Genomic DNA, 13,763 nt, shown 5'->3' on the forward strand with positions numbered 1-13,763 from the left:
GAGACACGGAAGTCGCCGCCGTTGGCCCCGCCCACCCGGATGCCGAGCTCGAACGGCGTCGCCAGGTCCGCCTCCTGCTTGATCGTGGACTGCCAGAGCACGAACATGAACGGCACCAGCAGGTCGGCCGCCTCCCCCGACAGCCCGTGCGCCCGGCCGGTCCCCTGCCGGATGTCCCAGGAGTGCACGGCGTAGTCCATGAGCTGCCCGGCCGCGTAGAAGTACGCGGGCACCGGCCCCATGTAGAAGTGCGGGACGATGAATCCGGCCCATTCGTCCTCACCAAGCTCGCGCAGCATCGACTGCATCCGCTCGAAGTCCGTCTTGAGCCGGTCGAGCAGTTCCTTCTGCGGAATCCCGCGAAGCGCCACGGCCTGCTCGTTGACCCGCTCGCCCATCCCGGGCAGCCCGTACGCCGAGCCGAAGTCCTGACCGCGGCGGGCCGCGTCGAAGGCGGCGAAGTACCCCTCGGTCGTGTCGACGATGTGCGCGACCACGTCACGCGTCGTCCAGCCGGGGCAGGCGGTCGGCGCCTCCCATGCCTCCTCCGGTTCGGCCAGTGCGAACAGCCGCTCGGCCTCGTCCCTGACGACACGCAGGATGGTGTCCTTGCCCGCGTACGAGGTGGCGTCCCATTCGTTCATGGATCCTCCTTGAACTGGAGACCCGGTTTCATCCGGGAGGAGGAATTGTTGTATACGACTGCTGACTCTCCGCTACCGAAACGACCGACCGGCGGCCAGAGCAGGAAGGTCCGGCCCGTGAGGGCTGGAGTCTTCCGGCTCGGGTCGCGGAGCGGCAGCCAAGCCGTTCACCTCCTACGCGAACGACAGACCCGAACGGTTTAACTGTCAATATCTTCAGCAGAGAGAATCCCCTGGGCGGCAGGAGAGCGCCCAGGGGATTCTGCCGAAGAGCATCAGGCGCAGGTGTACCCGCTGGGCGTCTGAGTGTTCCCGTTCGGGCGGCTGACCTGGAACCCGAAGGTGGTGCTGGCGTTCGGGGCCAGGCTGCCGTTGTAACCCGCGTTCTTGGCGGTGACGGTCTGCCCGCTCACCGTCACGTCGGCATTCCACGAGCCGGCGAGCGTGTGGCCGGCGGGCAGGGTGAAGGTGACGGTCCAGCCGGTGATGGCGGACGTGCCGGTGTTGGTGACGGTCACCGGCTGCACCACGTACCCGGTGCTCCACTGGGTCTGCACGGTGCCGGTCGCCGAGCACGCGCCGCCCCCAGGACCGGACAGTGTGCTGAACGTGGCCAGCGGCGAGTTCGCCGACAGGTTGCCGGCGCCGTCACGGGCCCGGACGTAGACCTGGTACTGGGTGTTGGGGCTCAGCCCGGTCAGCGTGGTCGAGTTCGTGGTGCTCTGGCCGAGCAGGGTGTCGGTCGCGCCCTGCTCGCGGTACACGTTGTACCCGGCAAGCCCGCTGCCGCCGCTGTCGGTGGAGGCGGCCCAGGTCAGGGCGGCGGAATTGGACGTGACGTTGCTCGCGGCCGGCGTGCCCGGCGTGGTCGGCGGCGTGGGATCGGTGGTGGTCCCGCCGGCCAGCGCGTCGTGCACGGCGTTGTACGCCGGCTTCGCCTGGTAGTTCTCGTCGTAGATCAGCGCGGCGCCCTCGCCCTGGAAGGTGTCCGGCACCCATGAGTGCTTGTCGGTGAAGCCCCAGATGGTGACCCCGGCGCAGGCGGTCACGGCCAGGCAGGCGTTGACGACGTTGCGGTAGTAGGTGGCCTGGGTGGCGTCCTTGGTGGCGTTCCTGGGCATCTGCATGCGGATGTCCAGCTCGGTGATCCGGACCTGGACGCCGAGGTCGGCGAAGCGCTGCAGGTTCTGCTGCAGGTCGTTCGGGAAGCCGTACTGGATGGCGAGGTGGCCCTGGAAGCCCACGCAGTCGACGGGCACGCCGTCCCGCCGCAGGTTCGAGACCAGGTTGTACATCGCGGTGCTCTTGGAGTTGATGCCTTCGACGTTGTAGTCGTTGATGCACAGCCGGGCGTTGGGGTCGGCGGCGCGGGCGGCGCGGAAGGCGTCGGCGACGAAGCTCTGGCCGAGCGTGTTGTACCAGAACGAGGTACGCCAGTTGCCGTTGTCGTCGAAGATCTCGTTCACCACGTCCCACGAGACCACGGTCGCGTTGTTGGCGTAGCGGCCGACGACCTGGCTGATGTGGTTCTGCATGGCGGTGCGCATGGCGGAGGCGCCGAGGCCCTGCACCCAGTTCGGGGTCTGGTTGTGCCACACGAGAGTGTGGCCGTGGACCTGCTGGTTGTTCTGGGTGGCGAAGTTGACGATGGCATCGGCGCCGGAGAAGTTGAACTGGCCCTGGTTGGGCTCGGTGGCGTCCCACTTCATCGCGTTCTCGGCGGTGACCTGGCTGAACTCGGTGGCCGCGATGTTGCGGTAGGAGGTCTCATTGGACAGCGGGCCGGTGGCGAGCGCCGCACCGATGAACTTGCCCTTGGCGGACGCGTGCGTGCGCAGGGGCGCCGACGCGTCGGCCGCACTGGCGGGCAGGAGGAAGGCTAAGGACATCCCCGCCAAGGCGAGGACTCTGGCGAACGAGGACGAAAGCACGAACATCTACCTCCGCAGGCAGGCACTCGATCCGAAAGTTTCGATCCCTCTTGGATCGCATCGCAGACGGTATTTACATGCAAGAGAAGGGTCAACACCAGCCGCGACCGGCGACTAAAACAGCAGTTGGGAGAGAGAAACTATCGGCATAAAGATGAAAGTTTCACAAGTCTTGATCCCACTGCCGGATTCGGGGACGTGGGGAGAGCCCGCCCCGCTGCGCTCGGCCGCCCTAGCGCGACGTACCTACCGGTCGGTACTGTGATTTATCCAGAATAATCGTCCACCGCGGGGAGCGTTCTGCAGATGTCCCTTTCGCATGCCCAGGTCCAGGCGCAGCTCACCAGCTCCGGCCAGCTCTTCGAGATGGAGGAGATCGGCGACACCGGGGTACGCACGTGGAAACACGCACCCACCCAGTTCCGCGCGCTGCTGGAGATGAGCCGGTTCCACGGCGAGAAGGTCTTCCTCGTGTACGAGGACGAGCAGATCACCTACGAGGACCATTTCCGCCGGGCCGCCACGCTGGCCAACCGGCTGGTGGACGAGTACGCCGTGCGCAAGGGTGACCGGGTGGCCGTGGCCATGCGCAACTACCCGGAATGGGTGATCTCGTTCTCGGCGGTGCTGGCGGCCGGGGCGGTGGCCGTACCGCTCAACGCCTGGTGGACAGAGGCCGAGCTGGCCTACGGCGTGCGCGACTCCGGCGCGAAGGTGCTGATCGCGGACGGCGAGCGGGCGGCGCGGCTGGCGTCGGCGGGCGTGCCGCTGATCGTCACGAGGGGTGAGCCGCCGGCCGGGGCGCGAGCCTTCGACGAGGTGCTGGGCGAGGTCGCGGCGGACGTGAAGCTGCCTGACGTGGAGCTGTCCGCGGACGACCCGGCCACGATCTTCTACACCTCCGGCACGACCGGCAACCCCAAGGGCGCGCTGGGCAGCCACCGCAACCTGGGCCAGTCGCCCATGACCGTGGCCTACGGGCTCATGCACTCGCTCGCGATGGCGGGCAAGGACCTCGCGGCGGCGGCCGGGACCCGCCGGATCATGTTGCTGACCGTGCCGCTGTTCCACGTCACGGGCTGCTTCTCCGGCATGACGACGACGATGTTCACCGGCGGCGGCCTGGTGCTCATGTACAAGTGGGACCCCGAGCAGGCGCTGCGCCTGATCGAGCGCGAGAAGGTCAGCGCCATGATCGGCGTGCCGACCAGCGCGTGGCAGCTCATGTCCCACCCCGACTTCGGCAAGTACGACCTGTCGTCCCTGACCACCCTCGGGTACGGCGGCGCGCCGGCCCCGCCCAAGCTGCTGGAGCGCATCACCGAGAACCTCCCGGACCGCGCGCCCTCCAACGGCTACGGCATGACCGAGACGACCGCGCTGGCCATCGGCAACGGCGGCGCCGACTACCGGGCCAAGCCCGACAGCATCGGCCGGCCCGCCCCCGTGGTGGACGTGCGCGTGGTCGACCCGATGGGCAACGAGCTGCCACCTGGCGAGGTGGGCGAGCTGTGCCTGCGCGGCCCGAACGTGATCCTCGGCTACTGGAACAAGCCCGAGGCCACCGCCCAGACGTTCGTCGGCGGCTGGGTGCACACCGGCGACCTCGCCAAGATCGACGACGAGGGCTTCGTCTACATCGTGGACCGGGCCAAGGACATGGTGATCAGGGGCGGCGAGAACGTCTACTGCGCCGAGGTGGAGGCCGCGCTGTTCGAGCACCCCGCGGTCGACGACGCGGCCGTGATCGGGGTGCCGCACGACGAGCTGGGCGAGGAGGTCGGCGCGGTCATCCGCCTGGCCCCCGGCCAGTCGGTCACGCCGGAGGAGCTACAGGCCTTCCTGTCGGGCCGGATCGCCAAGTTCAAGATCCCGGCGCACATCTGGTTCCGCGAGGGCGAGCTGCCCCGCAACCCCGGCGGCAAGATCCTCAAGACCCACCTGCGCCGGGAGATCCTCGGGACTTGATCAACTTTTCGGCGGCTCGCCAGAGCCGGCGCTCCGATTCCCCAGGAGTGCTCGGGGACGGCATGGGCGGCACGGAGCTGCCCGATCTCTCGCTCAACGGCCGCAAGGGCCACGTACCGCAAGCCTTCCAAAGCGGCGGTGACGAGCCTCACATCATGAGCATCGCCGCAGGTGAACCGGAGGATCGCCACCTCCGCTTACCTCCCGCGTAATCGCGGCCCCTACGCGGTGGCTGACATCTTTCAGGTGTCACACAGAACCACCGAAGGAGCCCCGACATGACCGCCGTGAGCGTCACCACCGACCGCCTGAGGTTCCTGCGCCTGGCGCTGACCGCCGATGCCGTCGTCACCGGCGGCAACGGGCTGGTCTACCTCGCCTTCGCCGGCCCCGTCTCCGGCCTGCTCGGCCCGGACGCGGGCCTGCTGCGCGGGATCGGCGTCTTCCTGCTCGTGTACGGCGCCGCGGTCGGCCTGCTGGCCACCCGTCGCACGATCAGCCCGGCCGCCACCAAGGCCGTGATCGCCCTGAACATCATCTGGACCCTGGGCAGCGTCGCGGCCGTCGTCACGGGGGCGCTGGACTTCACCACGATCGGCGCGATCTGGGCCATCGCCCAGGCGCTGACCGTCGCCGGGTTCGCCGAGCTGCAGATCATGGGCCTGCGCAAGGCCCGTAACCACTAAGGGGATGACCATGGACACCACTCTCATCGAACGCTACCTCGCCGCCTGGAACGAAACCGACGCCGACGCCCGCGCCAAGGCCGTGGCCGAGCTGTGGACGGAGGACGCCACGTACACCGACCCGCTGGCCGACGTGGCCGGTCACGCCGGGATCGCGGCGGTGATCGAGGGCGCGCAGGGCATGTTCCCCGGCCTCGTGTTCACCCCCGGCGAGGTCTACGAGGCCCACCACCACATCGCCAGGTTCACCTGGCACCTCGGACCGGCGGGCGGGGAGCCGGTCGCGGTCGGCTTCGACGCCGTGGAGCTGGCCGAGGACGGCAGGATCCGCAAGGTCCTCGGCTTCCTGGACAAAGTCCCCACCGCCTGATCCCGACATGACCAAGGCCCCGGGGACCGGGGCCTTGGTCATGTCCATGACGTGGGAAATCGAGTTGCCTGACCCGCAACTTCCGCCGGACAATCTACCTTCGTGCCCGATCGAGTCAAGCGCTTCCTTCGTCACCTTGCCATCGACCTGAGCCCACTGCGCGATTCGCGCGATTACCGCCTGCTGTTCGGGGCCGGGGTCATCACGATGTTCGGCACGTTCATCACCCTGGTGGCGGTGCCGTACCAGATGAAGGAGCTGACGGACTCCTACCTGGCGGTCGGGCTGGTGAGCCTGGCGGAGTTCGTGCCCATGGTGGTGTGCGGTCTGTGGGGCGGCGCCATCGCCGACGCCCTCGACCGCCGCAAGATCATCATACTGAGCGAGCTGGGTCTCCTGGTCACGTCAGCCGCCCTCACGGTCAACGCGCTGCTGCAGAACCCGCAGGTCTGGGTCCTGTACGTGGTGGGCGCGATCTCCACGGGCGTCGCCTGCCTGCAGCGCCCCAGCATGGAGGCGGTGTTCCAGCAGGTCGTCAAGCACGAACACCAGGGCGCGGCAGCAGCGCTGGCCAGCCTGCGCTGGAACTTCGGCGCCATCGTGGCCCCTGCCCTGGGCGGGCTGCTGGTGACCTCGGCCGGCGCGGCGGCGGCGTACGGCGTGGACACGGTCACCTTCCTGCTGTCGCTGGCGCTGCTGTGGCGGATCAGATCCCTGCCGGCCGCCGAGGACGCCGCGCCGGCGTCGCTGAAATCGCTGGTCGAGGGCATACGGTACGCAGTGGGGCGCAGCGACCTGATGGGAACCTACCTGGTGGACATCGCGGCCATGGTGTTCGCGATGGCGACGGCGCTCTTCCCCTTCCTGGCCGACGAGCTGCACGCGCCCCAGGCGCTCGGCCTGCTGTATTCGGCCGCCGCGATCGGCGCCCTGATCGCCTCCCTCACCGGCGGCTGGACGGCGCGGGTGCAGCGGCAGGGCCTGGGCGTGATCGTCGCCGCGGCACTGTGGGGCGTGGCGGTCGCGCTGACCGGCCTGGCCCCGAACGTGTGGCTGGTCTTCGTCTGCATCGCGCTGGCGGGCGCGGCCGACATGGTCAGCGGCATCTTCCGAATGACGATGTGGAACCAGACGATCCCGCAGGAGCTGCGCGGGCGCCTGGCGGGCATCGAGCTGCTGTCGTACGCCAGCGGCCCGATGCTCGGCAACGCCAGGGCCAGCCTGATGGCGAACTTCGGCGGCACCCGCTTCTCGCTCAGCGCGGGCGGCCTGCTGTGCGTCGCCGCCGTGCTGGGCCTGGCCGCGGCCCTGCCGAAGTTCCGCCGCTACGACGCCAGGACGGACGAGCACGCCCTGGCGGAAAGGGCCCGCCGCGAGGAGTCGGCGGCACAGGAGGCCACCGCCTAGCCGCGATTCTCGGCCTGGGCGAACACCCGCAACGCCTCGGCGTCGGAGTGGACGCTGGTCACGTACTCCCCCACCCACTCCTCGATCTGTTCGAACCCGCTCTCGGCGGCCAGCCGCTCCCCCACCCTGGCCGCATCGAGGGGCGTCCACCGCAGGCTGACCGCGCCTCTCTCCCCATCCAGCAACGCCCAGTGCGCCACTCCGCCCCTCCCGTAGGGCATGCCGACCGATCCCGGGTTGACGACCAGCACCCGATCGGCCAGCCGCACGAACGGCATGTGCGTGTTCCCCACCACCAGGGTCTCGGCCGTCTCGCCCGCCAGCACATCAGCCCACCGCTCCAGCGAGCTGTCGACCAGGATCACCTCCTCGTCACTGCGCGGCGTGGCGTGCACGAACAAGGTCACCCCGAGCCGCCCGAGCTCGACCACCTGCCGCGCCGGCAACCCCGCCAGCAACTCGACCTGATCACTTCGCAGCCGCTCCCCCGCCCACCGGGTGACCGCACGAGGATGCGCCCTCCCCCGAGCCACCTCCACGAGCTCCCTGTCGGCGTTCCCGCTCACCCACAGCGCCCGTTCCTCCAGCGCCACGAGCACATCGAGCGTCTCCACCGGCATCGGCCCCGCCGCCATGTCCCCGGTCAGCACGATGAGGTCGGCGGTGGCCACGTCGGGCTCGGCCAGCACGGCTTCGAGCGCGGGCAGCACACCATGGATGTCGGACAGCACGGCGACTCGCATGCCGCCACTCTGCCCCGATCGTGGCCGCGATGGGAGAGCCGTTCGCGCCCAACGAACGACTCTCTAAGTATCCGTCCATTCACCTGGCGTGAGGGGATTAGATTGGTACCGTTGCAGCATGACGGCCGAAGCGGTGATCCAAGAGATGACGTCTTCCTCGCTGCCTGACTGGGTCTTCCCGCCACCCGGGGGCTTCGTCGCCGAAGATCTCGATCACATTCCGGATTTGCCTGCGCACACAGAGTTGATCGATGGAAGCTTGGTCTTCGTGAGCCCCCAAGCCTCCTTCCACATGCGGGTCGTATCGCTCCTCGAGAGCGAAATACGCCGCGTGGCCCCGAAAGACCTTCGTGTGCGTCGCGAAATGAGCGTCATACTCGACAAGCACCAACGGCCCGAGCCTGATCTCTTCGTCATTCCCACCAGCGCAGAAGATCGCCCCAGGCAGACGTTCTACCGGGGGCAAGCTCTCATACTGGCCGTCGAAGTCGTCTCGCCGGAGTCCGAAGTGAGAGACCGTAAGCGCAAGCCCGCCCTCTATGCCGAGGCCGGGATCCCACATTTCTGGCGCGTCGAAGACCACTCGGACAAGGCAGTCGTCTATGCCTATGAGCTGGACCCCGCCACCAACTCCTACGCCCTCACCGGTATCCACCACGAGAGGCTGAAGGTCACCGTCCCCTTCGACATCGACATCGACCTCACCGAGATCGATCGCATCTGACCAGGCCAGGCTCAGCCCGTCTCCCGCCACCCGTCGTGCTGCTCCACCAACTGGTCCACTTTCGCCAGCGCGTCCTCGCCGAGCCCTTCGATGACGACCACCCACTGCGCGTCCTCGGCGTCGTCCTCCCCGGCCAGCGTCTCCCGCACGACCCGCGGCATCCCGAGCTCGGGGAACCACTCGGCCAGCGTCTCAGCAACCTCCTCGGCGTCTTCTCGCTCGCCGAACACCAGTAGCCGCCTCATGAGACCGCATTCTGCCAGTCGGCCACGCACACGATGAACCGAGCGTCGGCACCCGCTTGATGATCGACCGGATCTGGTCCTCTTCGCGACCTCGCCGAGATCGAGAACATGGAGGGCCGGCACGGCCTCCGCCGTACCGGCCCTTTCACAGGTTCAGGCGCTCCGCAGGTGAGCCCCCAGGCGATCGGCCGCCATGGCCACCGCCGAGTCCCGCGCCGCCGTCGTCTCCTCCACCGTCAACGTGCGGTCAGGCGCCCGGAACCGCATCGTGTAAGCGAGCGACTTGTTCCCCTCGCCCACCTGCTCCCCGGCGTACACGTCGAACAGCCGGATCGACTCCAGCAGCTCCCCGGCCCCGTCGCGCAGGGCCGCCTCCACGTCCGCCACCGGCGTGAAGTCCGGCACGATCAACGCCACGTCCTGGGTGGCCACCGGGTACGACGACACGGCGGGCGCGTCGACCGGCCCCGGCATAGCCGGCTCCAGGCGCGACAGCTCCAGCTCCATCGCGGCGGTGCGCGGCGGCAGGCCGTACGCCTCGATCGCCCGCGGATGCAGCTCGCCCGCGTGCCCCACGAGCGTGTCGCCCACGTAGAGAGCGGCGCAGCGCCCGGGATGCCAGGGCTCGTGCTGGTCGGCGGTGACCGACAACTCCAGCCGCGCCTCGGCCGCGACCAGCCGCGCGGCCTGCACCGCGTCGGCCCACGAGGCCTGGCGGCCGCCGCCCCACCAGCCGGACCGCTCGAACTCGCCGGCCAGCACCACCGCGACCCGCATCGGCTGGTCGGGCAGCGCCGCCTCGATCGAGGCCAGCTCCTCAGGGGTGGGCCGGCGTTCGACGCCGAGCACCGGAGCGACGTCCGGGGCGCCCTCCCGCGGCCGGTAGACGGCCCCGGTCTCGAACAGCGCCACGTCGGTGAAGCCGCGCCCGACGTTGCGTACCAGGGTCTTGAGCAGCCCCGGCAGCAGCGTGGTGCGCATCAGCGGCTCATCCTCCGACAGCGGGTTGGCCAGCCGCGCGGCGCGGCGGCGCGCGTCGTCGGCGGGCAGCAACATCCGGTCGAAGTCGTCGGCGCTGATGAACGGGTAGCTGAGCACCTCGACGTAGCCGCCCTCGGCCAGCGCCCGCCCGACCCGCCTGCGCAGTCGCTGTCCCTCGGTGAGCCCGGCCCCGGCGGGGGCGCTGGGCAGCAGCGACGGCAGGGTGGCGTACCCCTCCAGCCGGATGACCTCTTCGGCCAGGTCGTTGGGGTCGGTGAGGTCGGGCCGCCAGGACGGCGGCGTCACCGTGATCATGTCATCGCCGGTGACGGCCAGCTTGGCCGCCAGCGCGCCGCCGGTCACGACCCCGGTCGGGTCGACGCCGCCCTTGCGCACCGCAGGGTCGTCGCCGTCCACGACGACGCAGCCGACCTGCTGCAGCCTGGCGACCACGGTGTCCTTGGAGTAGGTCACCCCCGCCACGGCGCTCGGGTAGCCGGACGGGATCGCGATGCGCGGCGGCGTCACGTCGGCTTCGGCGTGCGTGACCCCGGGCTGGACGGTCGCGCCGCCGAGCTCGGCCAGCAGCTGCACGGCCCGCCAGGAGGCGACGAGCGGCAGCTCGCGGTCGACGCCGCGTTCGAACCGCTTGGACGACTCGGACACCAGCCCGTGCCTGCGGGACTCGCGCGAGATGCCGGTGGCGGAGAAGTGGGCGGCCTCGATGACGATGTCGGTGGACTCGTCGGAGATCTCGGTGTCCAGCCCGCCCATGGTGCCCGCCATCGAGATCGGGCCCGACCGGTCGGTGATGAGGATGTCGTCGGGGTCGAGCTCGCGTACGACGTGGTCGAGCGTCTCCAGGCGCTCGCCGGCCACGGCCCGGCGTACGACGATCTCGCCGCTGAGCTTGGCCCGGTCGAACGCGTGCAGCGGCTGCCCGAGCTCCAGCATCAGGTAGTTGGTGATGTCGACGGCCAGGGACACCGGCCGCATGCCGGCCCGCGTGAGGCGTGTCCGCATCCAGAGCGGGCTGGGCTTGGCCGGGTCGAAGCCGGTGACCTCGCGCAGCACGAACCGGTCGCAGGCGGTCGGGTCGGCGATCGAGGCCGACCACGCCGGGCTGGTCTCCGTGGGCAGCCCGACGGAGCTCGCGTCGGCGGGGTCGCGGAAGGCCACCCCGAACGCGATCGCCGCCTCGCGCGCCACGCCTCGAATCGACAGGGCGTAACCGATGTCCGGCGTGATCTCCAGCTCGATCACGTCGTCGCGCAGCCCGAGCAGCTCGACCACGTCCGCGCCGATCGGCGTGTCCGGCGGCAGCACCATGATGCCGGCGTGCTCGTCGCTCAGCCCGAGCTCCCGCTCGGAGCAGATCATGCCCTCGGACATGCGCCCGTACGTCTTGCGCGCCCCGACCTCGAACCCGCCGGGCAGCACGCCGCCGGGCAGGACGACCGGCACCCGGTCGCCGGCGGCGAAGTTGGTGGCGCCGCAGACGATCTCGCGGGGCGTCGCCTCGCCGGTCTCGACCTTGCAGTGCCGGATCGGCTTCTTGAAGCCGGTCAACTCCTCGATCTCGAGCACCTCGCCGACCACGACGTTCTTGACGTCGTGGCCGTGGGAGGCGATCGACTCGAGCTTGAGCCCTGCCATGGTGAGCTTGTCGGCCACCTCGTGGGCGGTGACCGCCGGGAGATCGACGTACTCCCGCAGCCAGGAAAGCGGGACCTTCATCAGATCTCCATTCCGAACGGGAGCGTGAAGCGCACGTCTCCTTCGATCATGTCTCGCATGTCCTCGGCGTTGTGGCGGAACATCAGGGTCCGCTCGATGCCCATGCCGAACGCGAACCCGGAGTAACGCGACGGGTCCACACCACACGCGACCAGCACGCGCGGGTTGACCATGCCGCAGCCGCCCCACTCGATCCAGCCCTCCGACTTGCAGGTGCGGCAGGGCGGGTTGCCGGGGACCGCCGAGGCGCCGCGGCAGACGAAGCACTTGAGGTCCATCTCGGCGGACGGCTCGGTGAACGGGAAGTAGTTGGGCCGGAACCGCGTCGTGATGCCCTTGCCGAACATCACCTCGGCGAACCGGTCGAGCGTGCCCTTGAGGTGGGCCATCGTCAGGCCCTCGTCCACGGCCAGCCCCTCGGTCTGGTGGAAGACCGGGGTGTGGGTGGCGTCGAGCTCGTCGGTGCGGAACGTCTTTCCCGGCGAGATCACGTAGACCGGCAGGTCACGCTGGAGCAGCGCGCGGATCTGCACCGGCGAGGTCTGCGTGCGCAGCACCATGCCCGACTCGGTGGAGTCCACGAAGAACGTGTCGTGGTCGGAGCGCGCCGGATGGTCCTTGGCGATGTTGAGCGCGTCGAAGTTGAACCACTCGCCTTCGAGCTCGGGCCCCTCGGCCACTTCGTAGCCCATGGCGACGAACGCGTCGGCGATGTGCTCCTGCAGCGTGGTCAGCGGGTGGCGGGCGCCGCGCGGCCGCCGGTCCCAGGGCAGGGAGACGTCGACGGTCTCCTCGACGAGCACCCGGGCGTCGCGCTCGGCCTCCAGCTCGGCCTGGCGCGCGGCCAGCGCCTCGTTGATCGCCTTGCGGGTGGTGCCGACGCGCTTGCCGGCCTCGGCGCGGGCGGCCGGCGGCAGGGCGCCGATCTCGCGGTTGGCCAGGGCGATGGGCGAGCGGTCACCCGCGTGCGCCAGCCTGGCCTGCTTGAGTGCGTCGAGGCTGTCGGCCGCCTTGATCGCCGCGATGGCGTCGGCCTCCATGCGCGACACCTCGTCGGCATGCAACGGTGTCACCTCGACGGGGTCGTAGTCAGACAAGAGTGAGCTCCGTATCCAGGGCTTGAGCGAAAATGAGTCTAGTGGGGCCCGCCCACCGGGACCGAATCCCGCTTCAGCTCCCAGCTCCGTGCAACGGACTACACAGTGGCAGAAGAGGCGAAGTCGGGCGTGCCGGTGGGCACGGTAAATCGAAACTCCGCCCCGCCCTCGGGCGCCCGCTGCACGGTGATCGTGCCACCGTGCGCCTCGACCAGGCCTTTGACGATGAACAGCCCGAGGCCGGTGCCGCCGCGCCTGCGGCTGTTGCCGCCCCGCCAGAACTGCCGGAAGACGCGCGGAGCCAGCTCGGGCTCGATGCCCTCGCCCTCATCGCGCACCGACACGGCAACTCCCCATCCCACGGACTCGATCTCAAGTGTCACGGTGCCGCGCCCGTGGCGCAGCGCATTTTCCACCAGGTTACCCAGAATCTGGTCGATCTTGTCCTGGTCGAGCCACATCTCCGGCAGGTCGTCGTCCACGATCAGGCGGAACCGCTCCTCCGCCTCACCTGCGGCGACCCGGCCCGCGATGAGCCTACGGGCCCTCGCGGGGAGGTCGACGACCTGGCGGCGCACCTCCAGCCGCCCGGACTCGATGCGCGAGACGTCGAGCAGCTCGGTGATGAGCCGGGTGACGCGGTCGGCGTCGTTGTTGACGGTCTCGAGCATCACACGTTTCTGCTCGTCGGTGAACCGGGTCCACTTGGCCAGCAGAGTCGCGGTGAACCCCTTGACGCTGGTCAGCGGTGAACGCAGCTCGTGGGCCACGGTCGAGACCAGGTCGGCGCGGCTGCGCTCCAGCCGGGCACGGGCGCCGCCGTCGCGCAGGGTGATCGTGACGCGCTCGACCTCGCCGCCGCGCTCCGGCTCGCGGACGAGCCGGGCGGTGACGTAGAGCTCCTGCCCGCCCGGCAGGTGCAGCGGCCGCTCCGGCACCCTGCTACGGGTACGCAGCCCGCACTCGGGGTCGAGCGCCTTCCACCAGTCACGGCCGTCGTGATCGCGGAAGGGGAAGACGTCGTTCATGTCACGGCCGACCGCGCGCTCCATGGCGACGCCGGTGAGCCGGGCCGCGGCCCGGTTGACGGCCACCACGCACCCATATCGGTCGGTCACGATGAGACCGTCGGGGAGGTCGTCGATGGCTATCGTGCACGCGGCGGCCACTACCTGCCCGTCGGTTTCCGCACCGTGCACGACCTCGCCTCCTCCGCCTACAACGCCGACA

The 13,763-nt window shown here is 69.6% G+C and carries 12 protein-coding genes; 5 read left to right on the forward strand and 7 right to left on the reverse strand.

Going from position 1 to position 13,763, the window contains the following annotated elements; genetic code table 11:
* Positions 1–644: maleylpyruvate isomerase family mycothiol-dependent enzyme (locus tag ETD86_RS03985; protein WP_138664712.1), on the reverse strand; the 644-nt coding region annotated here is incomplete at its 3' end.
* 275 nt (positions 645–919) lie between these two features.
* Complete coding sequence (locus ETD86_RS03990) at positions 920–2,581, reverse strand: endo-1,4-beta-xylanase (RefSeq protein WP_138664713.1); 1,662 nt, start codon at positions 2,579–2,581, stop codon at positions 920–922.
* Between the two features lie 300 nt (positions 2,582–2,881).
* On the opposite strand from ETD86_RS03990, the gene ETD86_RS03995 reads away from it, so the two are divergent.
* The 4 genes from ETD86_RS03995 (at position 2,882) to ETD86_RS04010 (ending at position 7,006) form a co-directional block, all read left to right on the forward strand.
* Positions 2,882–4,543: a class I adenylate-forming enzyme family protein gene (locus ETD86_RS03995; RefSeq protein WP_138664714.1), complete on the forward strand. Its 1,662-nt coding sequence runs from the start codon at positions 2,882–2,884 to the stop codon at positions 4,541–4,543.
* A gap of 278 nt (positions 4,544–4,821) precedes the next feature.
* Complete coding sequence (locus tag ETD86_RS04000; protein ID WP_138664715.1) at positions 4,822–5,229, forward strand: hypothetical protein; 408 nt, start codon at positions 4,822–4,824, stop codon at positions 5,227–5,229.
* Positions 5,230–5,239: 10 nt separating this feature from the next.
* Entirely contained in the window at positions 5,240–5,599 is a 360-nt protein-coding gene (locus tag ETD86_RS04005) for a nuclear transport factor 2 family protein (protein ID WP_246147598.1), read from the forward strand.
* 102 nt (positions 5,600–5,701) lie between these two features.
* Positions 5,702–7,006 (forward strand): MFS transporter, encoded by a 1,305-nt coding sequence (locus tag ETD86_RS04010; protein WP_138664717.1) that lies wholly within the window; start codon positions 5,702–5,704, stop codon positions 7,004–7,006.
* Here the strand turns inward: ETD86_RS04010 and ETD86_RS04015 are convergent.
* A complete protein-coding gene (locus ETD86_RS04015; protein ID WP_138664718.1) occupies positions 7,003–7,749 on the reverse strand; it encodes a metallophosphoesterase family protein in 747 nt (248 codons plus the stop codon). The two genes, ETD86_RS04010 and ETD86_RS04015, sit on opposite strands and share 4 nt — an antisense overlap.
* A gap of 145 nt (positions 7,750–7,894) precedes the next feature.
* On the opposite strand from ETD86_RS04015, the gene ETD86_RS04020 reads away from it, so the two are divergent.
* Complete coding sequence (locus tag ETD86_RS04020) at positions 7,895–8,473, forward strand: Uma2 family endonuclease (protein ID WP_138664785.1); 579 nt, start codon at positions 7,895–7,897, stop codon at positions 8,471–8,473.
* Positions 8,474–8,484: 11 nt separating this feature from the next.
* Here the strand turns inward: ETD86_RS04020 and ETD86_RS04025 are convergent, their stop codons facing one another.
* The 4 genes from ETD86_RS04025 to ETD86_RS04040 all read right to left on the reverse strand — a co-directional run bounded on the left by ETD86_RS04025 (position 8,485) and on the right by ETD86_RS04040 (position 13,732).
* On the reverse strand, positions 8,485–8,718 hold the full coding sequence (locus tag ETD86_RS04025; protein ID WP_138664719.1) for a hypothetical protein: 234 nt from the start codon (positions 8,716–8,718) through the stop codon (positions 8,485–8,487).
* Between the two features lie 153 nt (positions 8,719–8,871).
* On the reverse strand, positions 8,872–11,436 hold the full coding sequence (locus ETD86_RS04030; protein ID WP_138664720.1) for a phenylalanine--tRNA ligase subunit beta: 2,565 nt from the start codon (positions 11,434–11,436) through the stop codon (positions 8,872–8,874).
* Positions 11,436–12,476 (reverse strand): phenylalanine--tRNA ligase subunit alpha, encoded by a 1,041-nt coding sequence (gene pheS / locus ETD86_RS04035; RefSeq protein WP_246147613.1) that lies wholly within the window; start codon positions 12,474–12,476, stop codon positions 11,436–11,438. Before pheS ends, ETD86_RS04030 begins: the two co-directional genes overlap by 1 nt.
* 155 nt (positions 12,477–12,631) lie before the next feature.
* Positions 12,632–13,732 carry a sensor histidine kinase gene (locus ETD86_RS04040; RefSeq protein WP_138664722.1) on the reverse strand — a complete coding sequence of 367 codons (1,101 nt, stop codon included), beginning with the start codon at positions 13,730–13,732 and terminating at the stop codon, positions 12,632–12,634.
* Between the last annotated feature and the right edge of the window lie 31 nt (positions 13,733–13,763).

This window comes from Nonomuraea turkmeniaca (assembly GCF_005889735.1).
Taxonomy (GTDB): Bacteria; Actinomycetota; Actinomycetes; order Streptosporangiales; family Streptosporangiaceae; genus Nonomuraea; species Nonomuraea turkmeniaca.

Coding starts and splice junctions, on each gene's coding strand:
- ETD86_RS03995 (WP_138664714.1), top strand. CDS start 2,882: ATGTCCCTTTCGCATGCCCAGGTCCAGGCGCAGCTCACCAGCTCCGGC.
- ETD86_RS04005 (WP_246147598.1), top strand. CDS start 5,240: ATGGACACCACTCTCATCGAACGCTACCTCGCCGCCTGGAACGAAACC.
- pheS (WP_246147613.1), bottom strand. CDS start 12,476: ATGGAGGCCGACGCCATCGCGGCGATCAAGGCGGCCGACAGCCTCGAC.
- ETD86_RS04000 (WP_138664715.1), top strand. CDS start 4,822: ATGACCGCCGTGAGCGTCACCACCGACCGCCTGAGGTTCCTGCGCCTG.
- ETD86_RS03990 (WP_138664713.1), bottom strand. CDS start 2,581: ATGTTCGTGCTTTCGTCCTCGTTCGCCAGAGTCCTCGCCTTGGCGGGG.
- ETD86_RS04020 (WP_138664785.1), top strand. CDS start 7,895: ATGACGTCTTCCTCGCTGCCTGACTGGGTCTTCCCGCCACCCGGGGGC.
- ETD86_RS04015 (WP_138664718.1), bottom strand. CDS start 7,749: ATGCGAGTCGCCGTGCTGTCCGACATCCATGGTGTGCTGCCCGCGCTC.
- ETD86_RS04025 (WP_138664719.1), bottom strand. CDS start 8,718: ATGAGGCGGCTACTGGTGTTCGGCGAGCGAGAAGACGCCGAGGAGGTT.
- ETD86_RS04030 (WP_138664720.1), bottom strand. CDS start 11,436: ATGAAGGTCCCGCTTTCCTGGCTGCGGGAGTACGTCGATCTCCCGGCG.